The organism is Olsenella sp. An293 (assembly GCF_002159495.1).
Classification (GTDB): domain Bacteria; phylum Actinomycetota; class Coriobacteriia; order Coriobacteriales; family Atopobiaceae; genus Thermophilibacter.
The window spans coordinates 1-26041 of sequence record NZ_NFIT01000015.1; the positions used below are offsets into that span (position 1 = coordinate 1).

At 69.6% G+C, this 26041-nt stretch carries 26 protein-coding genes and 1 pseudogene; 9 read left to right on the forward strand and 18 right to left on the reverse strand.

The window, feature by feature from the left end; all coding sequences use genetic code 11:
* Positions 1 to 265 precede the first annotated feature (265 nt).
* Together B5F85_RS09130 and B5F85_RS09135 are read right to left on the reverse strand one after the other, a co-directional pair.
* Complete coding sequence (locus B5F85_RS09130) at positions 266 to 1294, reverse strand: ATP-binding protein (RefSeq protein ID WP_087316553.1); 1029 nt, start codon at positions 1292 to 1294, stop codon at positions 266 to 268.
* A gap of 36 nt (positions 1295 to 1330) precedes the next feature.
* Positions 1331 to 2002 carry a response regulator transcription factor gene (locus B5F85_RS09135; protein WP_087316555.1) on the reverse strand — a complete coding sequence of 224 codons (672 nt, stop codon included), beginning with the start codon at positions 2000 to 2002 and terminating at the stop codon, positions 1331 to 1333.
* A 188-nt stretch (positions 2003 to 2190) separates the two neighbouring features.
* Here B5F85_RS09135 and B5F85_RS09140 point away from each other — a divergent pair, with 188 nt between their 5' ends.
* The 7 genes from B5F85_RS09140 to B5F85_RS09170 all read left to right on the forward strand — a co-directional run bounded on the left by B5F85_RS09140 (position 2191) and on the right by B5F85_RS09170 (position 9355).
* The gene (locus tag B5F85_RS09140; RefSeq protein ID WP_087316557.1) at positions 2191 to 3828 is read left to right on the forward strand and encodes a class I adenylate-forming enzyme family protein; all 1638 of its coding nucleotides are present in this window, start codon (positions 2191 to 2193) and stop codon (positions 3826 to 3828) included.
* A gap of 61 nt (positions 3829 to 3889) precedes the next feature.
* Positions 3890 to 5659 carry a thiamine pyrophosphate-dependent enzyme gene (locus tag B5F85_RS09145; RefSeq protein WP_087316559.1) on the forward strand — a complete coding sequence of 590 codons (1770 nt, stop codon included), beginning with the start codon at positions 3890 to 3892 and terminating at the stop codon, positions 5657 to 5659.
* A 3-nt stretch (positions 5660 to 5662) separates the two neighbouring features.
* Complete coding sequence (locus tag B5F85_RS09150; protein WP_087316561.1) at positions 5663 to 6283, forward strand: indolepyruvate oxidoreductase subunit beta; 621 nt, start codon at positions 5663 to 5665, stop codon at positions 6281 to 6283.
* Positions 6284 to 6626: 343 nt separating this feature from the next.
* Complete coding sequence (locus B5F85_RS09155) at positions 6627 to 6998, forward strand: DUF1508 domain-containing protein (protein ID WP_087316562.1); 372 nt, start codon at positions 6627 to 6629, stop codon at positions 6996 to 6998.
* 165 nt (positions 6999 to 7163) lie between these two features.
* Positions 7164 to 8204, forward strand: coding sequence for a selenide, water dikinase SelD (gene selD / locus B5F85_RS09160; RefSeq protein ID WP_087316643.1), 1041 nt, complete (start codon positions 7164 to 7166; stop codon positions 8202 to 8204).
* A 340-nt stretch (positions 8205 to 8544) separates the two neighbouring features.
* Positions 8545 to 8958: a helix-turn-helix transcriptional regulator gene (locus B5F85_RS09165; RefSeq protein WP_087316564.1), complete on the forward strand. Its 414-nt coding sequence runs from the start codon at positions 8545 to 8547 to the stop codon at positions 8956 to 8958.
* Positions 8959 to 9004: 46 nt separating this feature from the next.
* On the forward strand, positions 9005 to 9355 hold the full coding sequence (locus B5F85_RS09170) for a DUF2200 domain-containing protein (RefSeq protein ID WP_087316566.1): 351 nt from the start codon (positions 9005 to 9007) through the stop codon (positions 9353 to 9355).
* 30 nt (positions 9356 to 9385) lie between these two features.
* Here B5F85_RS09170 and B5F85_RS10905 read toward each other — a convergent pair whose 3' ends face one another.
* From B5F85_RS10905 to B5F85_RS09180, 3 genes and pseudogenes are all read right to left on the reverse strand, one after another.
* Positions 9386 to 9685 carry an HAD hydrolase family protein gene (locus B5F85_RS10905; protein ID WP_239386835.1) on the reverse strand — a complete coding sequence of 100 codons (300 nt, stop codon included), beginning with the start codon at positions 9683 to 9685 and terminating at the stop codon, positions 9386 to 9388.
* A gap of 190 nt (positions 9686 to 9875) precedes the next feature.
* Positions 9876 to 10172, reverse strand: a pseudogene (locus tag B5F85_RS10910) (HAD hydrolase family protein); the annotation flags it as partial.
* Entirely contained in the window at positions 10169 to 11011 is an 843-nt protein-coding gene (locus B5F85_RS09180; RefSeq protein WP_158094594.1) for a DUF364 domain-containing protein, read from the reverse strand. The gene B5F85_RS09180 and the pseudogene B5F85_RS10910, both read right to left, overlap by 4 nt.
* Positions 11012 to 11059: 48 nt before the next feature.
* Between B5F85_RS09180 and B5F85_RS09185 the strand changes: the two genes are divergently transcribed.
* Positions 11060 to 11638 (forward strand): nucleoside-triphosphatase, encoded by a 579-nt coding sequence (locus B5F85_RS09185; protein WP_087316570.1) that lies wholly within the window; start codon positions 11060 to 11062, stop codon positions 11636 to 11638.
* A 99-nt stretch (positions 11639 to 11737) separates the two neighbouring features.
* Here B5F85_RS09185 and B5F85_RS09190 read toward each other — a convergent pair whose 3' ends face one another.
* The 9 genes from B5F85_RS09190 to B5F85_RS09230 form a co-directional block, all read right to left on the reverse strand.
* Positions 11738 to 12805 (reverse strand): ABC transporter substrate-binding protein, encoded by a 1068-nt coding sequence (locus B5F85_RS09190; RefSeq protein ID WP_239386837.1) that lies wholly within the window; start codon positions 12803 to 12805, stop codon positions 11738 to 11740.
* A 59-nt stretch (positions 12806 to 12864) separates the two neighbouring features.
* A complete protein-coding gene (locus B5F85_RS09195) occupies positions 12865 to 13674 on the reverse strand; it encodes an ABC transporter ATP-binding protein (RefSeq protein WP_087316573.1) in 810 nt (269 codons plus the stop codon).
* Positions 13675 to 13734: 60 nt separating this feature from the next.
* Positions 13735 to 14751: an iron ABC transporter permease gene (locus B5F85_RS09200; RefSeq protein ID WP_087316575.1), complete on the reverse strand. Its 1017-nt coding sequence runs from the start codon at positions 14749 to 14751 to the stop codon at positions 13735 to 13737.
* The gene (gene yqeB, locus B5F85_RS10915; RefSeq protein WP_087316577.1) at positions 14748 to 16592 is read right to left on the reverse strand and encodes a selenium-dependent molybdenum cofactor biosynthesis protein YqeB; all 1845 of its coding nucleotides are present in this window, start codon (positions 16590 to 16592) and stop codon (positions 14748 to 14750) included. Before yqeB ends, B5F85_RS09200 begins: the two co-directional genes overlap by 4 nt.
* A gap of 326 nt (positions 16593 to 16918) precedes the next feature.
* Positions 16919 to 18067: an aminotransferase class V-fold PLP-dependent enzyme gene (locus B5F85_RS09210; protein WP_087316578.1), complete on the reverse strand. Its 1149-nt coding sequence runs from the start codon at positions 18065 to 18067 to the stop codon at positions 16919 to 16921.
* A 48-nt stretch (positions 18068 to 18115) separates the two neighbouring features.
* Positions 18116 to 18367 (reverse strand): DUF3343 domain-containing protein, encoded by a 252-nt coding sequence (locus B5F85_RS09215; protein WP_087316580.1) that lies wholly within the window; start codon positions 18365 to 18367, stop codon positions 18116 to 18118.
* Positions 18368 to 18382: 15 nt separating this feature from the next.
* On the reverse strand, positions 18383 to 19036 hold the full coding sequence (gene yedF / locus B5F85_RS09220; protein ID WP_204204727.1) for a sulfurtransferase-like selenium metabolism protein YedF: 654 nt from the start codon (positions 19034 to 19036) through the stop codon (positions 18383 to 18385).
* A gap of 170 nt (positions 19037 to 19206) precedes the next feature.
* On the reverse strand, positions 19207 to 19986 hold the full coding sequence (locus tag B5F85_RS09225) for an acyl-CoA dehydratase activase (RefSeq protein ID WP_239386839.1): 780 nt from the start codon (positions 19984 to 19986) through the stop codon (positions 19207 to 19209).
* Between the two features lie 15 nt (positions 19987 to 20001).
* Positions 20002 to 21165: a double-cubane-cluster-containing anaerobic reductase gene (locus B5F85_RS09230; protein ID WP_087316584.1), complete on the reverse strand. Its 1164-nt coding sequence runs from the start codon at positions 21163 to 21165 to the stop codon at positions 20002 to 20004.
* A 130-nt stretch (positions 21166 to 21295) separates the two neighbouring features.
* On the opposite strand from B5F85_RS09230, the gene yqeC reads away from it, so the two are divergent.
* Positions 21296 to 21955: a selenium cofactor biosynthesis protein YqeC gene (gene yqeC / locus B5F85_RS09235; RefSeq protein WP_204204730.1), complete on the forward strand. Its 660-nt coding sequence runs from the start codon at positions 21296 to 21298 to the stop codon at positions 21953 to 21955.
* A gap of 161 nt (positions 21956 to 22116) precedes the next feature.
* On the opposite strand, the gene B5F85_RS09240 is transcribed toward yqeC, so the two are convergent.
* From B5F85_RS09240 to arcC, 4 genes are all read right to left on the reverse strand, one after another.
* On the reverse strand, positions 22117 to 22503 hold the full coding sequence (locus tag B5F85_RS09240; protein WP_087316588.1) for a Rid family detoxifying hydrolase: 387 nt from the start codon (positions 22501 to 22503) through the stop codon (positions 22117 to 22119).
* 54 nt (positions 22504 to 22557) lie between these two features.
* The gene (hydA, locus tag B5F85_RS09245; protein WP_087316590.1) at positions 22558 to 23931 is read right to left on the reverse strand and encodes a dihydropyrimidinase; all 1374 of its coding nucleotides are present in this window, start codon (positions 23929 to 23931) and stop codon (positions 22558 to 22560) included.
* Between the two features lie 123 nt (positions 23932 to 24054).
* Positions 24055 to 25002, reverse strand: coding sequence for an NTP transferase domain-containing protein (locus B5F85_RS09250; protein WP_087316592.1), 948 nt, complete (start codon positions 25000 to 25002; stop codon positions 24055 to 24057).
* Between the two features lie 93 nt (positions 25003 to 25095).
* The gene (gene arcC, locus B5F85_RS09255) at positions 25096 to 26037 is read right to left on the reverse strand and encodes a carbamate kinase (RefSeq protein ID WP_087316594.1); all 942 of its coding nucleotides are present in this window, start codon (positions 26035 to 26037) and stop codon (positions 25096 to 25098) included.
* Positions 26038 to 26041: the final 4 nt, after the last annotated feature.

The following is a 26041-nucleotide window of genomic DNA, read 5'->3' on the forward strand; positions in this document are numbered from 1 at the left end:
CATGTGGTCATCTCCCAAGTCTCTGTCAGCGTGGTAACTGAAGATTCTAGGCGGTGGCCACACCCCTTTTCAGGGGTGCTCTGACACCAACGTTTGGCACGCGATCCAGCCAACTGGGAAAACGTCGGACGCCGCCGCAAGGACGGGCTCATCGAGGCCATTTTTCCATGGATCGAAGGGCGATTTTGTTCGCGGCGGCAGGGAAAAATGGATTGAAGGGCGAAAGTGCAGGCCGCCCTCCCCGAGGCGTCAGTCGCGTCGGGCGTCACGCTCGCTCGGCCATGTCAGGAAATCCCAGGTAGACCGTGGTTCCCTTGCCCTCAACGGACTCGAGCCACGTCCTGACGCCCATCTTCTCGCAGAGCTCGCGCACGAGGTAGAGCCCCATGCCGGTCGAGCGGGCGAAGCGCCGTCCGTTCTCACCGGTGAAGCCCTTGTCAAAGACGCGCCCCACGTCCGCCGCCGGTATCCCCACCCCGTCGTCTTCCAGGGCGAGCACGGTCTCCCATGCGTCGAGGCCGGTCTCGCGGCGCTCGGCGAAGATGCGGACGCGCCCCCTCCCGTCGCCCTCGCCCCGGTACTTGGCGCTGTTCACGAGCGCCTGGCCAACGACGAAGGCGAGCCATTTGGGGTCGGCGTGCACCGTGAACGAGAGCTCCCCGAGCTCGGGCGCCACCCGCGCCCCGATGAGCGTGCGCGCCTTGTGGCGCAACGCGTCGCGGACGACCTCGCCGAGGTCGACCTCGCGGATCTGGAAGTCACGCTCGAGCGAGGTGCCGCGCGAGTAGTAGAGCGCCTGCTCGACGTAGCCCTCTATGGCGTCGACCTCGGCGTCGATGGAGTCCACGACCGGCGAGGGGTTGTTCTTGGCGATCAGGCGCGCGGCGGCGATGGGCGTCTTGATCTCGTGCACCCAGGTCTCGACGTACTCGCGGTACTCGCGAGAGCGCCGGCGCGCCGCGGCGATGCGGTCGCGCATGGCCTTGGACTCGCGGTCGAGCGCGTCGTAGAAGAGCTCCCCCTCGAGAAAGCCCGGACGACCCACGAGCTCGGTGGTGAGATACGTCTCGTCGAGGGAGTCCAGCATGTCAGAGATTCGCTGGTAGAACGCGCGTCGGTGGAGCCAGTCGAGCAGCAGCGCGACCGCGGCGGCGAGCACGAGCACCCCGCACACAAACCCCGTCGCCGCGAGGTCGAGCCCATAGACCGTCATGACCAGCGCGCAGAACGCGAGCGCGACCGCGCCCACGACGAGCGGCACCAGGCGGTCTGCGATGTAGGCACCAAAGCTCATGCGTCCTCCCCAGCGCGTCGCCAACTGTCACCGACGCTACTCCACCAGATATCCCATGCCGCGCTTGGTGAGCACGTAGTCCTCCACCCCGATCTTGGCGAGCGTGGAGCGCAGGTGGGAGACGTTCACGGTGAGCGTGTTGTCGTCCACGAACTCGTCGGACGCCCAGAGCTCCTCCTGAATGCGCTGTCGGCTCACCACCGCGCCGGCGTTGCGCATGAGCAGTGCGAGGATGCGCAGCTCGTTTTTGGTGAGCTCGGCCGTGCGGCCCTGAGAGCTCACGCGGCAGCGCGCGGTGTCCAGCACCACGCCGCCGTGGGAGATCTCCGCCGCCGCGGCGCCCTCGCCGTAGCTGCGCTTGAGGACCGTCGCCACGTGGGCGAGCAGGACCTGGTCGTTGTAGGGCTTGGGCACGAAGTCGTCCGCGCCGAGCGAGAGCGTGAGCAGCTCGTCCATGTCGTTGTCGCGGGAGGTCACCACGATGATGGGCACATCGGAGCGACGGCGCACCTCGCGGCAGACGAACTGGCCGTCCACCCCGGGCAGGTTGAGGTCCAGCAGCACCAAATCGGGAGCCGCGGCGAGGACCTGGCCCGCCGTGTCGTCGAAGCCCGTGAGCGCCACGGCCTCGTAGCCGTTGCGCTCGAGCAGCACGCAGAGCTCGTCGCGCAGGCGCGCGTCGTCCTCCACCACCAAAAGCCGTCGCATGGGCACCTCCCGTTCCGCGGTTGCAGGCAAGGGTAGCACACGGCCGGGGCGCCGCGTCCCGCGCCCCCTCGCCGGACGCAGGCCGCGCCGCACACGTCACACGCCTGTTACCGCTTGTGGCCCGCCCGTTCTTCTGGCCCGCCGCCGGACTATGATGAACAGACTGTGTGACAAACGAAAGGCCCGAGATGACCATCGTCGACATGCTGCGCGCCAACGCCGAGAAGTACCCGAGCGAGGTCGCCCTCGTGGAGGTCAACCCCGAGCGGCGCGAGAACCGCCACATCACCTGGCGCGACTACGACCTGGTGGAGACCACCGACGACGAGCCCTTCCGCCGCGAGATGACCTGGTCGGTCTTTGACGAGAAGGCCAACCGCTTTGCCAACCTGCTGCTCTCCCGCGGCGTCCGCAAGGACGACAAGGTCGCCATCCTGCTCTACAACTGCATCGAGTGGCTGCCGCTCTACTTTGGCGTCCTCAAGTCCGGCGCCACGGTGGTGCCGCTCAACTTCCGCTACTCCGCGGACGAGATCGCGTACTGCCTCGACAAGGCGGACGTGGACATCCTCGTCTTTGGCCCGGAGTTCATCGGCCGCGTCGAGGAGATCGCGGAGCGCATCCAGGCTGGGCGCCTGCTCTTTTACGTGGGCGACGACTGCCCCACGTGGGCGGAGAGCTACCGCGAGCTGGCGAGCCTGTGCTCCTCGGCCGACCCGCGTGTCCCGCTCTCGGAGGACGAGGACGCCGCGATCTACTTCTCCAGCGGCACCACGGGCTTTCCCAAGGCGATCCTGCACCACCACGAGAGCCTCACGCAGGCAGCCGAGATGGAGCAGGTCCATCACCACCAGACCCACGACGACGTGTTCCTGTGCATCCCGCCGCTCTACCACACGGGCGCGTGCATGCACTGGCTGGGGAGCCTGCTCGCGGGCGGGCGCGGCGTGCTTTTGCGCGGCGTGTCGCCCAAGACCGTGCTCGAGACCGTCTCCAACGAGGGCTGCACCATCGTCTGGCTGCTCGTGCCCTGGGCCCAGGACATCCTCGTGGCCCTGGAGGAGGGCACGGTGCGGCTGGAGAACTACCACCTGGACCAGTGGCGTCTCATGCACATCGGCGCCCAGCCGGTCCCGGAGAGCCTCATCCGCCGCTGGCGCGCGGTCTTCCCGCACCACGACTACGACACCAACTACGGCCTGTCCGAGTCCATGGGCCCGGGCTGCGTCCACCTGGGGCTCGAGAACATCGACCACGTGGGCGCCATCGGCGTGCCGGGGTATCGCTGGGAGTGCAAGATCGTGGACGAGCTCGGCCACGTGGTGGAGCCCGGCGAGGTCGGCGAGCTCTGCGTGAAGGGCCCCGGCCTCATGGAGTGCTACTACAAGGACCCCGAGGCCACGGCCGAGACGCTCGTGGCGGGGTGGCTGCACACCGGCGACATGGCCCGCCAGGACGAGGACGGCTTCTACTGGTTGGTGGACCGCAAGAAGGACGTCGTCATCATGGGAGGCGAGAACATCTACCCCGTGGAGGTCGAGAGCTTCCTCATGGGGCACCCCTCGATCAAGGATGTGGCCGTGATCGGACTTCCCGACGAGCGCCTCGGCGAGATCCCCGCGGCGATCATCGAGCTCAAGCCCGAGGCCGCGCCGCTCACCGAGGACGACGTCATGCAGTTCTGCAAGAGGCTGCCGCGCTACAAGCGGCCGCGGCGCGTCATCTTCGCGCCCGTGCCGAGAAACCCCACGGGCAAGATCGAGAAGCCGGCGCTGCGCGCCAAGTACGGCGCCGACGCCATCGTCGCGCGCGAGACGCGTCACTAGGAATGGATGGGTCGTTTGGGGCCTGTCCCCAATTGACCCATCACCCCAGGAGAGGAGAGACATGGACAAGAGCCTCATGTCCGGAAACGAGGCCATCGCGCAGGGCGCCTGGGAGGCGGGCGTCGCCGTTGGCGTCGGCTACCCCGGCACGCCGTCCACCGAGACGCTCGAGTCGCTCGTGTGCAAGGACGACGTCTACTGCGAGTGGTCCCCCAACGAGAAGGTCGCCTTCGAGGTGGGCCTGGGAGCTGCCATCGCCGGCGCGCGCTCGCTCGTCACGATGAAGCACGTCGGTGTCAACGTGGCGGCCGACCCCTTCATGGCCGCCGCCTCAACCGGCGTCAACGCCGGCCTCGTCCTTCTCGCCGCGGACGACCCGTCGTGCTACTCGTCCCAGAACGAGCAGGACTCGCGCTTCTACGCCGCCTTCGGCCGCATCCCGTGCCTCGACGTGGCCGACTCGCAGGACTGCTACGAGATGACCCGTGCCGCCTTCGAGCTCTCCGAGCGCTTTGACACGCCGGTCATGCTGCACGAGACCATGCGCATCGCCCACACCCGCACGCTGGTCAAGACGTCCGGCGAGCGCGAGGCCGTGGCGTCGCGCGACTACGTCGACGACATCCCCAAGTACGTCATGATGCCGGCCAACGCCGTCAAGCGCCGTCTCGTGGTGGACGAGCGCCAGGCCGAGCTCGAGGCCTACGCCGAGACCTGCCCGTTCAACCGCGTCGAGCGCCGCGGCGAGAAGGTCGGCGTCATCTGCGCCGGCGCCGTCTACCAGCACGTCCGCGAGGCGCTGCCCGAGGCCTCCACGTTCAAGCTGGGCCTCGCCTGGCCGCTTCCCGCCCGAGCGCTCGCCAACTTCGCCGCGTCCGTGGACGCCTGCTACGTCGTCGAGGAGGCCAGCGACTACTTCTCCTCGCGCGTCCGCGCCCTCGGCATCGAGCTCGCCGAGCCGCCCGCCGCGCCGCTTCCCGTCGCCGGCGAGCTCAAGCCCGAGCTCATCCGCGCCGCCTTTGGCGTCGAGCAGCCCGCGCACCTCGCCGCTGCCACCGACCTCCCGCCGCGCCCGCCGGCGTTTTGCCCGGGCTGCCCGCACCGCCTCGTCTTCTGCGAGCTGCGCCGGCTCAAGGCCATCGTCACCGGCGACATCGGCTGCTACACGCTCGGCGCCGTCGCGCCCTACGGCGCGTGCCACACGGTCATCGACATGGGCGCCTCCCTCTCGATGGCGCACGGAATGGAGCTCGCCGGCGCGCCTGAGCGCACCGGCCGTCCCGTCGTGGGCGTCATCGGCGACTCCACCTTCGCACACTCCGGCATCACGAGCATGCTCGGCACCATCTACAACGGCGGCGCCGGCACGCTCTGCATCCTGGACAACCGCACCACGGCCATGACCGGCACGCAGGGCAACCCCGTGAACGGCGTCACGCTCACGGACAGCTCGCACAAGATCGGGCCGCTGGACAACCCCACGGGCAAGGCGCTCGACCTTCTCGCCCTCGTGCGCGCGATGGGCGTGGAGGACGTGGTCGAGGTGGACGCCCAGGACCTCATGGCCGTGCGCTCCGCGCTCAAGGCCGCCACGTCCGCAACGGACCGTCTCTCCGTCATCGTCTTCAAGGCGCCGTGCCGCCTGATCGACCGCAGCCGCGGCAAGCAGCCCACCATCCGCAACTGCCGCGCGTGCGGCCAGTGCATCAAGATCGGCTGCCCCGCGCTCGGGCGCGCCAAGGACGGCACCGCGGCCATCGACCCCACGCAGTGCATCGGGTGCGACCAGTGCGTCCAGTCCTGCCCGTTCGGCTGCATCACGAAGGAGTAAGCAATGGCAGATACCGAGAAGAGCGGTGCGGTCGTGGACGGCACCAAGACCATCCTCCTCGTGGGCGTGGGCGGCCAGGGTACCATCCTCGCGGGCAAGCTCCTCGCCACGGTGGCGGCCGAGGCAGGACTCGACGTCAAGGTCTCCGAGATCCACGGCATGAGCCAGCGCGGCGGGTCCGTGAGCACCGTCATCCGCCTGGGCGAGCACGTCTCCACCATGGTCTGCGACGACGGCTGCGCCGACGTGGTGGTGGCCTTCGAGGCCGTCGAGGCCCTGCGCGCGCAGCACTACCTCGCGGAGGGCGGCACGATGTTCGTCAACGACGAAGAGATCACGCCCGTCTCCGTGAACATCGGCAACTTCCAGATGCCCGAGCGCGTGGACGAGCGCCTGCGCGAGCTGGGGGCCCACCTGCTCGACGCCGGCGTCATCGCGCGCGGCCTGGGCACGCCCCGCTCCACCAACGTGGTGCTCGTGGGCGCGCTCTCCACGGCGCTGCCCTTCGACGTCGAGCTCTGGCGCGACGCCGTGCGCGCCTGCGTGCCCGCGGCGACGGTCGAGGCCAACCTCGCCGCCTTCGACGCCGGCCGCGACGCGGCCCTGCGCGGAGCCGCACGCTGACGGTCCGGGTCGCCTGACTCCGACGCCCCGCAAACGACGTGGCCCCGGTCGCACGTGCTGCGACCGGGGCCCTTCTCGTCTGGTGGGTTGGCGCGTCCCCCGACCACGCCAACCCGTCTGTTCGGGGGATGTAAAAACACTATACCCCATTTTGTCGCAGCCCAAGCGTGGGTGCGAAATCGCTCCCATACGAGGCCGCTTGACGAGCGCCGGTTCTTCTCGCCCGTCGCGCCGTCGTCTCCCCGACCAAATCCGACCGCCCGCACAGTTCCCGCCCCCGCATGGCGCGGCGCGGGCTAACCTTTTGTAATCGGTAGGTAAAACGAGTTTGGTGGTGATTTGTATGGGACAGTACGTCGTGGTTGAGAACGAGGGCCGCTACTGCTTTAACCTGTGCGCGTCCAACGGGCACATCCTCATGTCTTCGATCATTTTCCCGTCCAAGGACGAGTGCCTGCACGGCATCGAGTGCGTGCGCGCCTCCGCGGCCGACGCCGAGATCGAGGACAGCACGATCGACGCCTTCGATCGCGAGTCCACGCCCAAGTTCCGCATCTACGAGGACTTCGACGGCCACTACTTCTTCCGCTTCATCACGCACGAGGCCGGCGACATTGCGCGCTCGCACACCTATGAGCTCAAGGAGTCCCTGCTCAGACGTATCGAGCGCACTCGCGCGGAGTGCGACTCCTCCCTCGCCGCAGACGAGAACTAGCGGCTCGCGGCAGGAAATAGAACGTTGACTCGGCACGCCCCCGAGACCTCGCGTCCCGGGGGCGTCTGCTACTTTGGGACACGTTCTCTGCTCATTGGGGACGTGTTATTTCGTGCAGACACTTTGGGACAGGTTTTCTCCCGACGGATTGGAGCGAGCATGGACATGACCGGGGTGCGCCTCACGGAGCTCGTGGAGGCGGCGGGCTGCGCGGCCAAGATCGCGCCGGGCGAGCTTGCGGGCGTGCTGTCCGGCCTGCCGCGCCTGGACGCGCCGGAGCTCGTGGTGGGCTTCGACGCCTCCGACGACGCGTGCGTGTGGGACCTCGGCGACGGCCGCGGCCTCATCGCGACGACGGACTTCTTCCCGCCCATGGTGGACGACCCGTTCCTCTTTGGCCAGGTCGCGGCCACCAACGCCCTCTCCGACGTCTACGCCATGGGCGGCCGGCCCGCGCTCGCGCTCAACCTCCTGTGCTTCCCCAACTGCCTGGGCATCGAGGTCGCGGGCCAGATTCTCGCCGGCGGGGCCGACGCGTGCCGCCGTGCCGGGTGCGTCGTGGCGGGCGGCCACTCGATCAACGACCACGAGCCCAAGTACGGCCTCGCGGTGACGGGCTTCGTGCAGCTGGACGAGCGGCTGGAAAACGGCGGGGCCCGCGCGGGCGACGCGCTCGTGCTCACCAAGGCGCTCGGCACGGGCATCCTCACCACCGCGCACAAGGGTGGCCTTCTGGACGACGCCGGCGTGCGCGTTGCCACCGACTCCATGGCCACCTTGAACGAGGCGCCGATCCGCCTGTCGCGCGAGCTGGGCTTCTGGCCGCACGCGGCCACCGACGTCACGGGCTTCTCGCTCATGGGGCACGCCTGCGAGATGGCCGAGGCCTCCGGCGTCACGCTCGAGGTCGACGCCGCCGCCGTGCCGCTCATGGCGCGCGCCCGCGAGATGGCCGCCATGGGCCTCATTCCCGCCGGTGCCTATCGCAACCGCGACTTCTTCGGCCCGCGCGTGGCGCTGAGTGATGCGCTGCCGCTCGACCTCACCGACGTGCTCTTTGACCCGCAGACCTCCGGCGGCCTGCTTCTGGCGCTGGGCGAGAAGGACGCGGAGCGCCTGGCCGACGCCCTACGCGCCGAGGGCCTCCCCGCCGCCGTCATCGGCCGCGCCGTCCCGCGCGGCGAGAAGAGCGTGGTCGTGGCGTAATCTGGGGGTGTTCCTTTGGGCGTTGTGCGCACTTCTCGCCGTCGTGCGCACTTCTCGCCGTCGTGCGCACTTCGCGCCAGCCCGTCTACCTGCGCATCTTCCGAGAAGGGCATCTGGGCCCGTGTACACAACGCTAGGGAGTGCGCACAACGCCAGCGAGCGTACACAACAAGAAGCTCCGGGATGAAGCGGTGCCGCGAGCGGCATCAGCACTCCCAGCTCACCTGCCGTAAACTGGGGCTCTACCAACGGTCGAGCCGACTCAACTGGCGGTCGGTTGAGCGCGAGGCGGCGCCGCGCGACGATGGCCGTGCCCGACGACCCCAGCGAAAGGACCCTCATGACCAAGCAGACCTTCGGCGCCACCATCTCCGCCCTGCGCAAGGAGAGGGGCATGACGCAGCTCGAGCTCGCCCGGCAGATGGGGGTGACGGACAAGGCGGTAAGCAAGTGGGAGCGAAATCTCTCCTTCCCGGACGTGGCGTCGCTGCCCAAGCTTGCCGAGGTTCTCGGCACCTCGGTGGACGAGCTGCTCGAGGTGAAGACGGCGGCGCAGGAGGAGCCTTCGGGACCCAAGGTGCCCGCACTCGTGGAGCTCGTCCTCAAGGCGGTCGCGCTCGCCATGGGCGTGGGCGTCACGGCGCTCGTCGCCATGGACGAGGTGGAGCCGAGAAACGCGCTCGGGCTTCTGGGCATCGGCGTCGCGTGCCTGGCTCTCGTTCAGCTCGCGCACCACGACCCCGAAAAGGAATGATACAAAGGATGCAAAGGGACCGACCCCTCGTGTCATTGGAGGCCACATGGCGCGCAAGTCGATCGCAGAGATGTCGTTCTCGCAGGTCTATCCCCTGCTCGTGCAGAAGGCGGAGCGCAAGGGGCGCACGCGCGCGGAGGTGGACGCTGCATGCTGCTGGCTCACCGGCTACGACGCGGAGGGCCTCGCTCGGCAGCTCGAGCGCGGCGTCACCTACCGGGAGCTCTTCGACGAGGCCCCGGCGCTGAACCCCGACCGGACGCTCATCACCGGCAAGGTCTGCGGCGTGGACGTGGCCGCCATCGAGGACCCGGTGGAGCGCAATGCCCGCTACCTGGACAAGCTCGTCGACGAGCTCGCGCGCGGCAAGGCGTTGGAGAAGGTCCTGCGAAGCTAGGCGCCCGGTCGCCGGCCGAGAAGAGCTCGCCTACGCGAGCCCCAGCTCCCTGCATGCCACGAGCAGCCCGTCGTCGTCGACGTCCGGGGCCGCCATCGTCGCGGCGGCCTTGACGTCATCCGCCGCGTTGCCCATGGCCACGGAGACGCCCACGCAGTCGAACATCGGCACGTCGTTGCCGCCGTCGCCGAAGGCCACGCACTCTTCCGGCGCCAGACCCCAGCGCTCGAGCGTGGCCGCGATGCCGGCCGGCTTGCCGCCGCCCGCGGGGATGACGTCGCAGAAGTTGGGGCTCCAGCGCGTGTGCTCCACGTGCTCGCACACGTCCATGAACAGGTGCTCCTCCCCCCGGCCCGATGTAGGCGCAGAACTGGTACGTGGGCTCCGAGAACGCGAGCGCGAGGTCGCCCACCGGCGTCACGTTGTCCACGGCCGCCTCCGCGGCGACCACGCGCGGCGTGTGGCGGCTCACGAACATGCGAGAGCGCTGCATGACCGCGATGTCGATGACGCCGTCCGCCGCCAGGTCAACGATGCGCCCGACGTCAGACGGGCCGATCGGCGCGTCGCGGAAGACCTCGCCCGCCGCGTCGTAGCAGTACTGGCCGTTGAAGGTGAGAAAGCCGTCAAAAGGCAGACGCGCGTCAAGCTCGCGGATGGGACGCGGCATGTCGGCGTTCGAGCGCCCCGTGGCAATGAAGAGCAGGATGCCGGCGGCGCGTAGCTCCTCGAGCGCGCGCACCGCCGAAGCGGGAATCTCGTGCGTGCGCATGCTCACGAGCGTGCCGTCGATGTCAAAGAACGCCGCGCGGATCATGCGCGCACCCCCTCCGTCCGGAAACTGACCCGATCGAGTCTACCGGAGAAGAGCGCCGCACGGCCGCGGGGCGTCGCCACGAGCACGTGCTCGAGGGCGCCGGAGCCGTGGAGCGGCACGCCGCAGGTCACAACTTCGCGCGCGAGCGCAGCGTCGGCGACCACGCTGCCGGCGACGAGGTCCGCGCCCGCCTCCTGGACCGCCGCGCAGATCGTGGCCGACGGGCCCACCACGCAGGTGAGCGCGTCGCGCGCAAGAGCGAGCAGACGCGGCATCGTCTTGTTGGCGAGCGTCATGCCCGTCATGACGACGAGGTCCGCACCCGGCAGCAGGTACTCGCAGGCGGTGTCCGGCAGGTCCGTGTCCGCGCGGGCGGAGCGCTCCAGCACGGCAACGTCAGCGTGCTCCGCGATAGCCGCGAGGTGCGGGAAGTGGCCGACCACCACGGCGCGGGGCCGCGAGCCGTCGTTCTTCTCGGCAGCGATGCGCGCGGCCACCGGAGCCAGGAACACGAACGGGTCCGTGCTCCCCGCGTCCGCGACAAGGCCCAGCGCGCCCAACCGCTCGGGCTGGTTGTGCCAGGCGTTGAGCGCCGCGACGCCCGCCGACGCCACCTCAAAGTCCCATGACTTCGCGCAGGCGGCGAGCTCCCGCAGCGGACGGCCCGCCCAGCCGCGCTCCAGGCGCAGGCGCACGCCCCCGCGGTGGAGCGCCGCCACGCCCGCGCCGCACTCGGCCTCGACGAGGCAGTGGTGGGCGCCCATGAACACGCGCCGCACGAGCGCGTCCTCGGGAACCTGGGAGATCATTCGGTCGTAGAGCGACCACGCATCTGTCATCATTTCCTCCGGGATGGGTCATTGCGGCTTGGGCGGTCGGGAGGCTTCATGCTGTTCATTCTCACCGGAGACATCCGGACGGGCAAGACCACGTGGCTCGAGGCGCGCGTGCACGAGCTCGAGACCGCGGGCGTACCCGTTCGCGGGGTGCTCGCACCCGGCGTGTGGCGCGACGGCGAGAAGGTCGGGATCGAGAACGTGCTGCTGCCCTCGCGCGAGCGCGTCCTCCTCGCCAAACCTGTCAATTGGGGACAGCCCCCAATTGACAGGTGCGGTTGGAACTTTGATGCGACGGCGCTTGCCCGCGTGAACGCGCACCTCACCGGGCTTGCCGCGGCGGTGGGCGAGAAGGACGCGGGCCCCGGGCCGCTCGTCATCGACGAGATAGGCCCGCTCGAGCTGCGCCGCGGCGGCGGGCTCACCGCGGCGCTCGCGCTGCTCGACGGCGGCCCCGCGCCCGCCTGGCCGCACGCGCTCGCGGTCGTGCGCGCCACGCTGGCAGAGGAGGCCGCCGCGCGACTGCGCCCCGCCTGGGGATTCGTCGAGCTCGTCCGCCCGGACGAGACGGGCGCGAGGCGCTTTCGCGAGGTCCTTCCCGGCGGTCTACCCGGGCACCCCAGAAAATAACGGCATTTGGTTAACTGAAAGAATCTTGCCAACTGGGCAAACGTCGCGCAAAGGGCCAATTTTGGCCATCCAATGTCCGTTATTTTTTGGGCCCTTGCTCTACTCTCGCACGGCGCCGCGCATCAGCGCGTCATACTCCTCGTCCGTGAGGTCGTGGCCGTAGAAGAGCTGGTAGTACTCCCCCACCACGTCGCGCAGGTCGTCGTCGAAGCGGTCCGGGTAGCACAGGCGCGCGTACCACTGCAGTCCGATGATCTGGTTGACGGAGGCGGGCATGGAAATCCAGTTGTAGGGCTCGCTCGGCGCGCGGAAGTAGTTGCCGGACTTGACGGCGCTGAGCTCGGCCCAGGCCGGCTCGTCGCCCACGGTGTCGTAGATGCTCGCCCCCTCGAAGACGATGAGCTCGGGGTCCCAGAGCGCGATCTGCTCGAGGCCGATCTCGTTGCCCTTGCCGCTGGACGACGGGTCGTCCACCACGACGACGTTCTCGGAGCACAGGTCGATGATGCCGGACTGGAAGCCGCCGCGCGCCATCGCGTTGGTCCCCGTGTCGCCGAGCAGGTACGCCGCACGTGGGCGCTCGTCGTCCGGTACCTCCGCCACGACGGCCTCGACCTCGGCCACGGCGTCGCGGCAGTAGTCCGCGAGCTCGGCGGCCTTCTCGGAGTCCAGGATCTCCGCAAGCTGGTCGTAGAGGTCGGCGTAGCTGTGGAGGTCGGTCGAGTCGATGTGCACGCACGGGATCCCGATCTGGTCCTGCAGCGCGTCGAGCTCCTCGGCGAGCGAGTCCTTGGCCTCGCCGACGTCGATAATCAGCTGCGGGTCCGCCGCGGCGACGGCCTCCTTATTGAAGTCGCCCTTGCCGCCGTAGATCTGACCAAAGACGGGCAGGTCAGCAAGGTCCTCGCCGAGATAGGCGAGCTGCTCGTCCGTGAGCTCGCCTGAGAGGCCGACCATCTTCCCGGGCGCCACCGTGAGCAGGACCTGCTGCGCCACGGGGCCGGAGGCGGCGATGCGCTCGACCTCGGCCGGAATCTCAACCTCGCGCCCGACCGAGTCCGTGACCACGCGCATGGCGGCCTGCTCCGCGGCGGGCTGCTGGTCGGCCGGCGCGCCGTTGCACGCCCCGAGCGACACCGCCATCGCAAGTGCCGCAACTGCCGACAAGAACGTTCTTCTCCTCACTTCTTCTCCCTTCGTCCTGTGAATTGGGGACAGTCCCCGATTCACATAAAACTTTTGTGTGAATCGGGGACTGTCCCCAACTCGCAGGCGGGCACGCAGGCGCGCGCCTTGTCATCGTAAAGCGAGCTGACCTCCACGGGCAGGCCGTAGAGCTCGCTCAGGAGCGGCCCGGTGATGACGTCTGCCGGGACGCCGCACGCGCGGACGTGCCCGCCGTCGAGCGCGAGCACCGTGTCCGCGTAGAGGTAGGCCAGGTCGGGCGCGTGCGTGGACGCGATGACCGAGAGCCCCTCGCTTGCGAGCCGCCGCACCACCGCCATCACGCGCGCCGTGTTGCCAAAGTCGAGCGCGCTCGTGGGCTCGTCCATCACGATCGAGCGCGCGTCCTGCGCGATGGCGCGGGCGATGAGGACGAGCTGTCGCTCGCCGCCCGAGACCTGCATGAAGCTCCGATGCGCGAGGTGCACCACGCCCACGCGCTCGAGCGCCTCCTCGGCACGGACGCGGTCGGCGGTGGCGGGCGCGCGCAGCGGTCCCAGACGCGACGCCGCGCTCATGAGCACCACGTCGAGCACCTCGTAGTCAAAGACCTGCGCATGGCTCTGCGGGACGAAGGCCATCTCCCGGGCACGCTCGGCAACGGAGAGCTCGTCGAGCGGCCGGCCGTTCACGAGGATGGCGCCCGCGCGGGGCCGCTCGAGGCCAAGGATGCAGCGAAAGAGCGTCGTCTTGCCCACGCCGTTGGGCCCGAGCACGCACGCGAGTTCGCCGTCCGCGACGGTGAGGTCCACGCCCTCGAGGACCGCGTGGTCGCCGTAGGAGAAGCTGAGACCGGAGATCTCGAAGCTCATGTCAGCCGCGCCCCCTCTCGGCCGCCGCGGGGCCGGGACGCCAGGTTCTTCTCGCCCGCATCAGCCGCGCCCCCTCTTCACGATGAGCCACAGGAAAAACGGCGCGCCCACCACGGACGTGAGGATGCCGATGGGGATCTCCGCCGTGAGCGCCAGGCGCGCGATGTCGTCCACCACCAGCAGAAACGTAGCGCCCGCGAGCATGCTGGCGGGCAGCAGGTGCCGGTAGTCGCTGCCCACCAGACCGCGCGTGAGATGCGGCACCACCAGGCCCACCCAGCCGATGAGCCCTGAGACCGCAACGCTCGCCGCGGTCACGAGCGCCGAGAAGAGCACGGCCACGGCGCGCACGCGCGGGGCGTTGACGCCCATGGAGAGCGCCTCGTCGTCTGACATCGTGAGGACGTTGAGGCGCCAGCGCATGGCCATGAGGCCCGCGAGGCCGATGGCGATGGGGCCGACGGCCAGCGCGAGGTCGGCCACCTTGGCGCCGTTGAACGAGCCGAGCAGCCAGAAGGTGATGGCCTGCAGTTGGTTGGACGGGTCGGCCACGAGCTTGGTATAAGAGACGCCGGCCTCGAAGAGCGACTTCACCATGATGCCGGCGAGCACGGTCACCAGGATTCGGTTGCCGCGCGCCCGACTGCTCACCAGCAGCACGATGCCCACCGCGGCGAGCGAGACCGCGAAGGCCGAGCCGGAGATCGCGAGCGAGCCAGCCCCCGCGAGGATGGCCCAGCACGCGCCGAAGGCCGCTCCCTGCGACGCGCCGAGGAAGTCCGGCGAGACGAGCGGGTTCTGGAAGATGCCCTGGAAGGCGGCGCCCGCGGCCGAGAGGCTCGCGCCCACGAGGATCACGAGCAGGATGCGCGGCAGGCGGACGTTGAAGAAGAGCGTCTCCTGCTGCGCGGAGAAGTCTCCGAGGCCGGGCGCCACGCGTGAGGCCAGGAGCTCGAGTGCGTCGGCCGGGCCGATGGGATAGCGTCCGAGCGCCAACGACACGAGCACGACGGCCACGAGCAGCGCGACGAGAAGGGCGATGATGCGGCCGGGGTGTCTGCGCAGGGCGGCGCTCATGCGCGCTCGCCCTTCCCCGGACCTGCGCCGCGACGCTCGACGCGACGGCGGACGAGCTGCGCGACGATGGCGAGGGCGATTTCCGCCGGCGTGACGGCACCGATGGCAAGTCCGATGGGCATGGCCACGGCGTCAACGCGCTCTTGCGGGACGCCGGCGGCGACGAGGTGCTCGCGCGCGAGGGCGGCCTTGCGGGCGCTGCCGATGCAGCCCACGTAGGCGGGCTGGACGTCACGGGACAGCACGGCGAGAAGGACCGTCTCGTCGTGGGCGTGCCCGTGCGTGAGCACGACGACGGAGTCGCGCGGGCCGATGACGGCGCCGGCGGCGAGCTCATCGAATGCGCCGCAGGTCACCGACGTCGCGGCGGGCAGGTTTGCCGACGTGGCGAGCTCGGGGCGATCGTCGTAGACATGGCACTCGAAGCCCACGGCCGACGCCATGGCAACGAGCGCCGCGCCCACGTGCCCGGCGCCAAAGACGTGCAGGCGGCTCGGCGCGGCGACGGGCTCGCGGTAGGTGGCGCGCGCGTCGTCCCAGGTCGGGCCGGCTAGGCGCGCGGCCGGGGCAAGCTCGAGCGTGGGCGCGGCGGGGTCGGACCAGCGCTCCGTCACGGAGGCGGACTCGTCGTGCTCGAGCGCGTCGCGTAGGGCGAGAAGGACGGGCAGGTCGTCGGCCGTAAGCGACCGCACGGCGAGCAGCGCGTCTCCCCCGCAGGCCATCTCGTCGCCGGTGCGGTACCACGCGAGGCTCGGCGAGCCGCCGTCGCGGGCCGCGCGCGCCCGCTCGATCGCGAGCCGCTCGATTGCGCCGCCGCCGACGGTCCCGAGCAGCCGGTCCTTCTCGGTCACGGCGAGGCGCGCGCCCTCGTGGCGCGGCATCGAGCCGCGGGTGGCGAGCAGGCTCGCAAACCCCACGCGCCGGCCGGCAGCGAGCTCGTCTGCGATCGCGGAGACGAAGCCCGCGTCCGAGAGCGAGCCGTTGAGGGGCGCCGTCTGGACGGTTTTCTCGGCAAAATCGTCCGGAACTCGCACGTTCTTCTCGCCCAACGCACCGGAGAGAGAAAGGATTGCCTCGAGCACGCCGCCGCCCACCGCGAGCGCCTTGTCCGAGGAGCTCTCGATGTACTCCGGGTGGCAGCGCGGGTCCACGTCTCCGGACTTCATGCCCGCCCGCACGGGCACGCCCGCCTGCAGGAGGCCCCGCACCACGCCGTCGATGGTGGCGCACATGGGCTCGCCTGCCACCGTGGCGCAGACGTCACCGGCCTTGACCTGCGCGCCGATCTCCACGCAGGGCTCGAAGACGCCGTCTGCGGGAGCTCGCATCACGCGCTCCCCCGCGTAGCCGCCAATGAGCCCGGGTACCGCGGTGTTGGGGATCGGCGAGCCCTCGTAGTAAACGCGGCCCAGGTAGTGGCCGCGCATGGTCTCCACGGCGGCGTCGCAGTCCTGGCGCGCGGTGAAGCCGGGCCCCACCCCGATGACGACGGGGGCCATGTCGCGCGTGGTGCCGAGGTTGCGCTTGGCGAGAATCGCGTCGACAAGCGCATCCGGGGCGAGGTCGCGCACGCAGGCGGCCTTGGGATCCACGAGCACCGCCACGTCGCCGGCCGCCACGGCCGCGCGGGCCGCCTCGACGTTCCCGCAGAGCATGCCGCGCACGTCCTCCACGAGCGTCTCGCCCAGGCGAATGGCCTCCGAGAAGCACACGGTGCGCCGGATGGACGTGGGCACCGCGAGATCGCACATCACGACCCGCATGCCAGCGCGGTGCAGGCGCAGCGCGATACCCGAGGCGATGTCGCCCGCTCCGCGAATCACGACCAGCATCTCTATCATTCCCCCTCGTCAGCGTTATACTTTTGGAAATATAACGCTCTACGTCAGGCTTTGGATTCCAACAAGTAAGTATAGCTTACAAATAGTTTGGGCTGCCCATAGACCGCGTCGAAGCAGCGAGCGGCAGGCGAACGCCCCCGGACGGCACGTCCCTCTTAGACCCCGAGCAATCAGTTCTTGTCGGTGAAAGTATTACCTACTGGAAAATCAGTAGGTAAGAGAGGTCAACTCGCCAAAATGCCCCAGACGATGCCAGTTGCCTACTGATAGACCAGTAGGCAACTGAGTCCAACACGGACCACGCCCCTCCACGGGCGAGCAGGACCTCAGCTTGCGGCAATCTCGCGCACGGCGGCGGCCGCGACGTCAACCTCCTCCTCGGTGTTGAACCAGCCGCAGCTCAGGCGCACGATGCCCTGGCGCTCGGTCCCCAACGCGCGGTGCATGAGCGGCGCGCAGTGGGCGCCGGCGCGGCACGCGATCCCCCACCCCGAGGACAGCGCGTCGGCCACCTCCGCCGAGTCGAGCCCGGCCACGCCCACCGCCACGATGGATCCGCAGCGCTCGGGCGCCTCCGGCCAGCCGCCGTACACCGTCACGCCCGGCACGCCGGCCACGCCCTCGTAGAGCCTCCGCGCGAGCGCGTGCTCGCGCGCGCCCACCGCCGCGGGCCCGCCGTTCTTCTCGATAAACGCGATGCCCGCCGCAAGGCCCGCCAGGCCGTGCGCGTTCAACGTCCCCGCCTCCAGGCGCGTGGGCCACTCCTGCGGGTGTCGCCGCTCGAAGGAGTGCACGCCGGAGCCGCCCTCGGCCCAGGGCCGCACGTCGATGCCCTCTGCCACGGCCATCCCGCCCGTGCCCTGCGGTCCCATGAGGCCCTTGTGGCCGGTGAAGCAGACCACGTCGAGCCCCATCGCAGCCATGTCCAGCGGCACGGAGCCCGCCGTCTGCGACGCGTCCACCAGGCAGAGCGCCCCGGCCGCGTGCGCTATCTGCGCCGCGCGCGCCACGTCAACGAGGTTTCCCGTCACGTTGGAGCCGTGCGTCACCGCCACGAGGCGCGTGCCGGGCGTGACCAGGCGCTCGAGCTCGTGCATGCAAAGGTATCCGCGCTCGTCGCAGCCAACGTAGACAACCTCGACGCCTCGCTCGTCTGCCAGCCGCGCGAGCGGGCGCAGCACGGAGTTGTGCTCCAGCACCGTGGTGACCACGCGGTCGCCTGGCCCCACCAGGCCGGAGAGCGCGGCGTTGAGCGCCGCGGTCGAGTTGGCCGAGAAACACACGTGGTCGGCGCGCGGGCAGCCCAGAAGCGCCGCAACCGCCTCGCGGCAGCGCCAGACCGTGCGGCCGGCGTCGAGCGCTCCGGCCGACGCGCCGCGCCCCGCGTTGCCGAGCGACCCCATCGCCGCCACGACGGCGTCCACGACCTCCTGCGGCTTGCGCATCGTCGTCGCCGCGTTGTCCAGGTAGATCATCGACCCCACGTCCTTCTCGCCCGTCTGTTAGATGGGGACTGTCCCCAACTAACAGAACTCCAGGAGCTCGATCACGGCCATGGCCTCCACGGGCACGCCGTCGGCCGCCAGCGCCGCCGCGAGCTCCTCGCGAGCCTCCGGCGCCGTCTTCCACGCCAGGCCGCAGCCGGCCGCAACCTCGCCGGGCACCGGGATCATCCGCCCGGGGAGGCCCCGCCGCCGGCAGCACTCCTCGCATGACATCGCCGCCTCCGTGGTGGGAAACGTCACCACCAATGACGGCACCCGCACGCGTGCCATCGCCCGCGCCCGGCCCTAAGGCCTCACCACGAGGCTTGCGCCCGTGAGACGCTGCGCGATCACGTACATGTTGGTAACCTCGCCCACGGCGAGCCGGTCCGCGATGCCGTAGTGATCGAGGCAGGTGCCGCAGGTGAGCACCTCCACGCCGGAGGCCGCAAGGCCGCGCAGGTCCTCGAGCGCCGCCGAGCCCTCGCAGCTGAGGTGCGCGCCGCCGTTGTAGAGCAGCACGGTCGCCGGCAGCTCGTCGAGCTGAGTGAGCGAGTAGACGAAGCTCCCCATGAGCTTGCGCCCCAGGACGTCGTCGCCGGTGCCCATGCACTCGGAGGTGATCGCCACCACGACCTTGCGCGCCGCAGGCGCGGCCGCGGACGGCGCGCCCGGCGTCGGCACCTCGCACGTCGCCGACTCGGCCTCCACGTCGCTCACCGCGAGCGCCGCCGAGGCCGCCACGGTCACGCGCCACTCCTTCTCGCCCAGGCGCTCGCTCGTCACCGTGCAGCCCTTGCCCTCGCCCATGCGCGTGAGGTTCTGCACCGCGATCTCGTTGTCCACGAGGGTCTCGACCGAGCCCGGGCCAGCCAGCGCGCCCAGCGCCTTCAGCGTCTTCACCACCGGAATCGGGCACGCGTCCCCGCGCGCGTCGATCGTGAGCACCGTGTCTGCCATGTTGTCTCCTCTCGGCCCGTCCGGGCCTTGCCGGCGGGCTAACGGGGCACCCGCACCTAGTCTCCTACTCCAAGGGTCAAAAAAACACGCATTGGATGAGAACCATCGGCCATCGTCCCAGCCAAACACGACGTGACCCACATCGAATGCGTGTTTTTCCCGACCCCTCCCTACTCCAGCTCCAGCGCCATGAGCGCCGCGCCCAGCGCCCCGGCGTAGCGCGCCTCCGGGCACGTCGCCACGGGTGCGCCGAGCTTCTCGCCCAAGAGCTCGACCACAAGCTCGTTGTCACAAAGCCCACCTGTGAGATAGTACGGCGTCGCGCCGCCCGCAGACCCCACGAGCGTCGCCACGCGGCAAACAACGCTCTCGATCACGCCGCGGGCGATGTTCTCCCGCGGCTCCCCGCGGCCCACGAGGCTGATGACCTCACTTTCCGCAAACACGGTACACATGCTCGTGATCTGCGTCGGCTCGCCTGAACGAGCCAGCGCGGAGAGCTCGTCGTGCCCCGCCCCCAGCCGGTCCGCCATGATCTCCAGAAACCGACCGGTTCCCGCCGCGCACTTGTCGTTCATCACGAACTTAATCACACGACCGGCGCGCAGACGGATGACCTTGGTGTCCTGACCACCCACGTCGATCACGGTGCCTTCATCCCCAAAGAGTCGCGCCGCCCCGAGGCCGTGACACGTGATCTCGGTCACGACCTTGTCCGCGTACGGAACGGCCACGCGCCCGTAGCCGGTGGCGACCAAGCGCGCATCGCCGGCACAGAGCGAGAACCCCGCCGCCTCGAGCGTCGCACGCGCCCGCTCGGCGGCGTCCACGCTGGAGAAGCCCGTGGGCATGAGCTCGGCATGCACAAGCGAGCCGTCGGCGTCCACCACGGCCACCTTGGTCGCCGTGGAGCCGATGTCAACGCCTATGCCCAAACGCCCGGCAGACACGTACTTCTCGCCCCTCTACAGCGTCTCGATGAACGCGGCGATGCGCGTCTCCAGCTGGCCGAGGTCGCCGGCGGAGTAATCGGTTTCCACTTTCATGTAAGGGATCCCCGCCCCCTCGACGGCGCGCTCCACCCGTGCGGACTCGACGTTGAAGGTATGGCACGCCGTGAGCACGCACTCGATCACGCCGTCCACCTGGTACTTCTCGGCCATCTCGAGCGTCGCGGCAAAGCGGTCGTCGTTGGGCGTCATGACGGAGCAGTTGATCTTGAGGTAGCGCTCGGCGATGGCGCGCAGGATGTCCGGCGCGTCCTCGTCCACCATGAAGCGGTTGGTGCGCTCGCCGGAGCAGTCGTCCTCGCAGACCACCACGCCGCCGTTGCGCTCGATGGTGGCGCCCACCTTGTTGATGACGCCGCCGACGGGGCAGCCCGTGATGAGGATGCGCTTGGCTCCCGCGCCGATGGGACTGCCGACCTCGGCGGCCTCCGCGCGGCGCTGCTCGCAGAGGCGCTCGAGGCTCTCCACGTAGGCGCGCACGTCAAAGTTGAACGTCCCGGCGAACATCGTGCTCATGAGCTCCACGCCGCTCATCGCGGGCGGCACGCTCCGCTGCAGGTCGTAGAGGGCCAGGATCGCGCGACGCAAACGGTTGCGCAGACGCGCGGCCTCGCGCAGTGCGTCGTCGGTAATCTGGATGCCGTAGAGCCGCTCGAGCGCCTCCTTGAGGCCAACGACCTCCTGGTACCAGCCCTCGCGCTCATGCGCGCGGGAACGGCCCTGCGGCAGGTGCAGCACGTAGATGGGCTTGAGCTCGTTCAGCAGCTCGTACATCTTCTTCTTGCCGTCACAGGTCGTCTCGCCCACGATGAGGTCGGAGAAGTGCGTGAACGGGCACTTCTGCGAGTACGCGAAACCGTAGGTTGACTTGATCAGCGGGCAGAGGTTGGCCGGCAGGACCTCCTCGGCCACGGGGATGACCTCGTCGGAGGTGCCGCAGAGCCCCACGCCCGAGGCGCCGGCCGCGTCTATCACCTCAAGCGGCGTGTAGCTGCAGAGATAGCCCACCAGACGACCGCCCGCCTGCTTGAAGTCCTTTACCTTGAGGAAGCTCTGACGGCGCTGCTCGTTGAACTCCTCGAAGGTGCGCGGCAGCTCGATGGTGGCAGCGTCGGTCATGGGCCCTCCCCGGGTCTGGTCAAAAAAGTGTTTGGTATCCAAACAAAGAGTAATACAGCGTTGTAGTTTGGAAACTACAATGACTGTGAGCGGTAGGATAGCTTCGAGGAACATCGTCGAGGAGGTGCGCGTGACACTTGCGGAGGTGTTGGGCGTGAGCACGGGCGTGACGTCGGTCATAGGCAGCGGTGGCAAGACGTCGCTTCTGGCGGCGCTCGCGCGCGAGCTGCCGGGCACGGTCGTGCTCACCACCACGACGCACATCCTGCCGTTCGCGGGCGTGCCGCTCGTGACCTCAGCCGACGCCGACGACGTGCGCGCGGCGCTCGCGGAGTCGCGCGTCGTCTGCGTGGGCTCGCAGGCCGAGAAGGACGGCAAGCTCGTGACTCCCAAGCTGGGCATGGACGTCCTCGCCGAGCTCGCGGACCACGTCCTCGTGGAGGCCGACGGCTCGCGGCGGCTCCCCCTCAAGGCGCACGCCCCCTGGGAGCCCGTCATCCCCGCGTGCTCGGGACGCACGGTCATCGTATTCGGCGCGTCCGGCCTCGGCCATCCCGTCCGCGACGTCGTCCATCGCCCGGAGCTCTTCTGCGAACTCGTCGGCTGCGCGCCTGACGACTCCGCCACCCCGGAGCTCGTGGCGCGCGCCGCAAATGCCGAGGCCCTCGCCGACGTCGCCCTCGTCAACCAGGCTGATGCCGCTCCGGAGGCGGCCCGCGATCTCGCCGCCCTTCTCGCTACCCCGGCCTATGTGGGCAGCGTCCGCGCCGGAACAATCACCCTGCCCTAACGCCCGCCCCCAGCGGCCCGCCCCACCTCTCGGCAGGCTCATTATTCTCGGTTGCTTTCTGAGGACCGAAACGGCGACGCCCGCCGACTTCCTAAGCGGGAGTTTCTCGAAGAGCGCTCCTGCGTGGAAGTCGGCGGGCGTCCCCATCGGTGAGGCTCTGCCTACAGGTAGGCCACGGCCTTGATCTCGACCTTGGCGGCCTTGGGCAGCGCGGCCACCTCGAAGGCGGCGCGGCTGGGATACGGCGCCGTGAAGAACTCGCCGTAGACCTCGTTCATCGCCGCGAAGTCCGCGATGTCGTCGAGAAGGACGGTGACCTCGGCGACGTCGGCCATGGAGGCGCCGGCGGCCTCGAGGATGTTCTTGATGTTGGTCAGGCTCTGACGGGTCTGGGCCTGGATGTCCTCGCCGGCGAACTCGCCGGTGGCCGGGTCGATCGGCAGCTGGCCGGACACGTGGATCGCACGGGTCGCGGGAGCGGCCACCGCCGCGGAGTAGGGGCCGAGCGCCGCGGGCGCCTTGTCGGTGACGATTGCCTCGATTGCCATGTTCTTCTCCTTCTGCTTGAGGGGGACGTCCCCCACTTTACGACTGACTGTTGACTATCTTGCCACGTAGCGGCCGGGGGTGGCGCCACAGGGCTCGCCGTCGCGGGCCACGAGCTCGCCGCCCACGTAGACGAGGTGCGCGCGGCCGTGCGCCTCGAAGCCCTCCCACGGCGTGTAGTCCACGGCCTGGTGCTGGGTCGCGGCCGAAATCACCCAGCGGGCCGACGGATCCCACACGCAGACGTCGGCGGCCGCGCCCACGGCGAGCCGACCGCGCTCCGGCCACAGGCCGAAGGTGCGCGCCGGGCCCTCCGCCAGCAGGCGGCAGAGTCCCTCGGGGCCGAGCTGGCCCTCAAAGGTCGTGGCCATCACGGCCGGCCGGTGCTCGATGCCGGGACCTCCGTTGGGGATCTTGGTGAAGTCGCCGCGGCCGCGGTCCTTCTGGCCGCGCAGGTTGAACGAGCAGTGGTCCGTCGCGATGGAGTCGACCTCGCCGGAGAGCACCGCCTCGCGGAGGGCCCGCACGTCGGCCGGCTTGCGCAGCGGCGGGCTCATCACGTACTTGGCGCCCGCGAAGCCGTCGTCGCCCGCCTCGAGGTAGCGCGTGTCGTCGAGCGTGAGGTACTGCGGGCAGGTCTCCACGTAAATGCCCCCCTGGCCGCGGTTGCGGGCGGCACGCACGGCGAGAAGACCGAGCTCCGTGGAGAGGTGCACCACGTTCACGCGCGCGCCGGCAATGCGGGCCAGGTAGAGCAGGCGGGAGACCGCGTCCGCCTCGGCCTCGGCCGGACGGGAGAGCGGATGCCCCTCCGGTCCTGTGATGCCCTCGGCGAGCACCCGACGCTGCAACTCGTTCACCACGTCGCCGTTCTCGCAGTGAACGCAGAGCACGGCGTCCAAGTCGCGGACAACCTCCAGGCAGCGCAGCGTCTCGGCGTCCGTGAGCCGCAGGTGGTCGTAGGCGAGGTAGGTCTTGAAGCTGCTCACTCCCGCCTCGCGCATGCGGCGCATCTGAGCCGGCGAGTCCTCGCCCCACTCGGCGATCGCCATGTGAAAGCCGTAGTTGGCCGTGCAGCCCGCGCCCGACGCCGCGCGCGCCTGCCACTCGGCCAGCGCCTCGTCCATCGTGACGCCGCGATCGGCCGTGGCGTAGTCCACGATGCAGGTGGTGCCACCGCAGGCCGCGGCGCGCGTGCCGGTCTCGAAGCTGTCGGCCGTCCAGTCCATGCCGGTCCAGCACTGCAGGTGCGTGTGCGCGTCGATGAAGCCGGGGAACACCCAGCAACCCGCCACGTCCTCGACCTCGTCGCCGGGCGCGGGCTCGATGCGGGCCGCCAGGCCCACGATCTTGTCGCCTTCCAGCGCGAGGTCGCCGCGGCGAAGGCCATCAGGCGTGACCAGCGTGCCGTTTGCGAGAATCCTTCTCATCGGCTCTCCCCTCCTCTCGTATTTGACAGTGGCGGAAGGCTTGACAGTGGCGTCAGGTTATATTGTCAAATCATTCCGATTTGACAATATAACCTGACGCCACTGTCAAGCCTTCCGCCACTGTCAAATACCTCTCTCCGTCAGCGCGTCCTCAAGGCGCGCCAGGTCCTCCCGCGTGTCCACGTCGTCGAGCTCCCGCTCGTCAGCCGCCTCCACCAGGCGTACCCGGTCCGCGAGCTCGGCATGGCCGGCGAGAAGTGCGCGCCCCCCGGTGTCATTGTCCATCCGCGCGAGTGCGTCGAGCATGTCCGCCGGCCAGAGCACCGGATTTGCCGGCTGACCGCGCCACGCCAGGCGCACGATGGCCGTGGGCTCGCGCGTGAGCGCGGCGACCATGGAGCGCACGCTCTTCTCGGTAAGGAGCGGCTGGTCGCCGGTCACGAACAGACAGCCCGCGCGACGCCCCAGCGCCTCCAGGCCCGCGCGCATGGTGTCGCTCTTGCGCGGACCCGTGGCGCGCACGCAGCGCACCCCGAGCCGCCCGCAGAGGTCCTCGACCGCGTCCCAGCGCGTCACGACCACCACGTCGAGCAGGTCGGCGGGCAGCGCTGCGAGCGTGCGCTCGAGCACGGGCGTGCCGGCCAGCGGCGCCACGAGCTTCTCGCCCGCGACACCGCCAAATCGCGTCCCCTCCCCGGACGCCATGACCACGCATCCCAGGCGCGCCACGTCGGCAAAGCCCGAGAAGCACGTCTCGTAGGCGGCGGCGAGCGCCCAGCGGCTCGTGCGCTCGAAGGCTCGGTAGCGCTCGATGAGGTCGAGCGCCTGCGCGGTGAGCCTCGACCCGCCGCCGCCCGTGCCGCCGACCGTGCGCTCCGTCAGCGGGAAGCCAAAGGCGAGCTCCGCGTCGCGCACGAGCCGCGTGGCCTTGGTGTAGGCCATGCCCATGTCGATGGCGGCGGCGCGCAGGCTTCCCAGCTCGCCCACGCGCTCCAGCAGGTCGACGGGGCCGGGCCCAAAGACCCGGCGCCCGTCGTCGCCCAGAAGATATGCCCTGAGGTCGGGTCTCATGCCCCGCGCTCCCCCGTTCTTCTGTCAATTGGGGACAGTCCCCAAATCACATAAAACTTTTCTGTAAATTGGGGACTGTCCCCAACCTGCAGACTACCCACGTACGATGGTACCCGTCTTGCCGGCGATGCCGTCGCTTGCCTTCTCGAGGAGCGTGATCAGCGACGAGCGGCCCGCGCCGGACTGCGCGAACGCGAGCGCCGCCTGGACCTTGGGCAGCATCGAGCCAGGCGCGAACTGGCCCTCGCCCACGTAGCGCTCCACGTCGGCGGGCGTGAGCTCGTCGAGCCAGCGCTGATCGGGCTTGCCAAAGTTCACGGCGACCTTCTCCACCGCTGTCAGGATCACGAGGAAGTCGGCGTCGAGCTGCTCGGCGAGCTTGGCCGCCGCGAAGTCCTTGTCGATGACCGCCGCGGCGCCCTTGAGGTGGTTGCCCTCGGTCTTGAACACGGGGATGCCGCCGCCACCGCAGGCCACGACCACGTGGTTGGTCTCCACGAGCGAGCGGATGGTGTCCAGCTCCACGATGCCCACCGGCTTGGGCGAGGCCACCACGCGACGGTAGCCGCGGCCCGCATCCTCGACCACGTTGTAGCCGCGCTCCGCGATCATGCGGTCGGCCTCCTCGCGCGTCATGAAGGCGCCGATCGGTTTGGTGGGGTTGGCGAAGGCCGGGTCGGCGGGGTCGACCTCGACCTGCGTGAGCACGGTGGCCGCGCCCACGTCGATCCCGCGGTCGAGCATCTCCTCGCGCAGGGCGTTCTGCAGGTCGTAGCCAATGTAGCCCTGGCTCATGGCCACGCAGACCGAGAGCGGGCACGGGATGTACTTCTCGGGGTCGGAGCGCGTGAGCTGGGTCATTGCCTCCTGGATCATGCCCACCTGCGGGCCGTTGCCGTGCGCCACCACGACCTCGTTGCCCTGCTCGATGAGGTCCACGATCGCGCGCGCCGTGTGCTTGACCGCCTCCATCTGCTCGGGCAGGTTGTTGCCCAGGGCGTTGCCACCCAGAGCGATGACGATACGCTTAGACATTTGA

Bases quoted from the DNA above. Each gene is read 5' to 3' on its own strand.
- B5F85_RS09130 (WP_087316553.1), bottom strand. From the start codon at position 1,294: ATGAGCTTTGGTGCCTACATCGCAGACCGCCTGGTGCCGCTCGTCGTG.
- B5F85_RS09135 (WP_087316555.1), bottom strand. From the start codon at position 2,002: ATGCGACGGCTTTTGGTGGTGGAGGACGACGCGCGCCTGCGCGACGAG.
- B5F85_RS09140 (WP_087316557.1), top strand. From the start codon at position 2,191: ATGACCATCGTCGACATGCTGCGCGCCAACGCCGAGAAGTACCCGAGC.
- B5F85_RS09145 (WP_087316559.1), top strand. From the start codon at position 3,890: ATGGACAAGAGCCTCATGTCCGGAAACGAGGCCATCGCGCAGGGCGCC.
- B5F85_RS09150 (WP_087316561.1), top strand. From the start codon at position 5,663: ATGGCAGATACCGAGAAGAGCGGTGCGGTCGTGGACGGCACCAAGACC.
- B5F85_RS09155 (WP_087316562.1), top strand. From the start codon at position 6,627: ATGGGACAGTACGTCGTGGTTGAGAACGAGGGCCGCTACTGCTTTAAC.
- selD (WP_087316643.1), top strand. From the start codon at position 7,164: ATGACCGGGGTGCGCCTCACGGAGCTCGTGGAGGCGGCGGGCTGCGCG.
- B5F85_RS09165 (WP_087316564.1), top strand. From the start codon at position 8,545: ATGACCAAGCAGACCTTCGGCGCCACCATCTCCGCCCTGCGCAAGGAG.
- B5F85_RS09170 (WP_087316566.1), top strand. From the start codon at position 9,005: ATGGCGCGCAAGTCGATCGCAGAGATGTCGTTCTCGCAGGTCTATCCC.
- B5F85_RS10905 (WP_239386835.1), bottom strand. From the start codon at position 9,685: ATGGACGTGTGCGAGCACGTGGAGCACACGCGCTGGAGCCCCAACTTC.
- B5F85_RS09180 (WP_158094594.1), bottom strand. From the start codon at position 11,011: ATGACAGATGCGTGGTCGCTCTACGACCGAATGATCTCCCAGGTTCCC.
- B5F85_RS09185 (WP_087316570.1), top strand. From the start codon at position 11,060: ATGCTGTTCATTCTCACCGGAGACATCCGGACGGGCAAGACCACGTGG.
- B5F85_RS09195 (WP_087316573.1), bottom strand. From the start codon at position 13,674: ATGAGCTTCGAGATCTCCGGTCTCAGCTTCTCCTACGGCGACCACGCG.
- B5F85_RS09200 (WP_087316575.1), bottom strand. From the start codon at position 14,751: ATGAGCGCCGCCCTGCGCAGACACCCCGGCCGCATCATCGCCCTTCTC.
- yqeB (WP_087316577.1), bottom strand. From the start codon at position 16,592: ATGATAGAGATGCTGGTCGTGATTCGCGGAGCGGGCGACATCGCCTCG.
- B5F85_RS09210 (WP_087316578.1), bottom strand. From the start codon at position 18,067: ATGATCTACCTGGACAACGCGGCGACGACGATGCGCAAGCCGCAGGAG.
- B5F85_RS09215 (WP_087316580.1), bottom strand. From the start codon at position 18,367: ATGGCACGCGTGCGGGTGCCGTCATTGGTGGTGACGTTTCCCACCACG.
- yedF (WP_204204727.1), bottom strand. From the start codon at position 19,036: ATGGCAGACACGGTGCTCACGATCGACGCGCGCGGGGACGCGTGCCCG.
- B5F85_RS09230 (WP_087316584.1), bottom strand. From the start codon at position 21,165: ATGACCGACGCTGCCACCATCGAGCTGCCGCGCACCTTCGAGGAGTTC.
- B5F85_RS09240 (WP_087316588.1), bottom strand. From the start codon at position 22,503: ATGGCAATCGAGGCAATCGTCACCGACAAGGCGCCCGCGGCGCTCGGC.
- hydA (WP_087316590.1), bottom strand. From the start codon at position 23,931: ATGAGAAGGATTCTCGCAAACGGCACGCTGGTCACGCCTGATGGCCTT.
- B5F85_RS09250 (WP_087316592.1), bottom strand. From the start codon at position 25,002: ATGAGACCCGACCTCAGGGCATATCTTCTGGGCGACGACGGGCGCCGG.
- arcC (WP_087316594.1), bottom strand. From the start codon at position 26,037: ATGTCTAAGCGTATCGTCATCGCTCTGGGTGGCAACGCCCTGGGCAAC.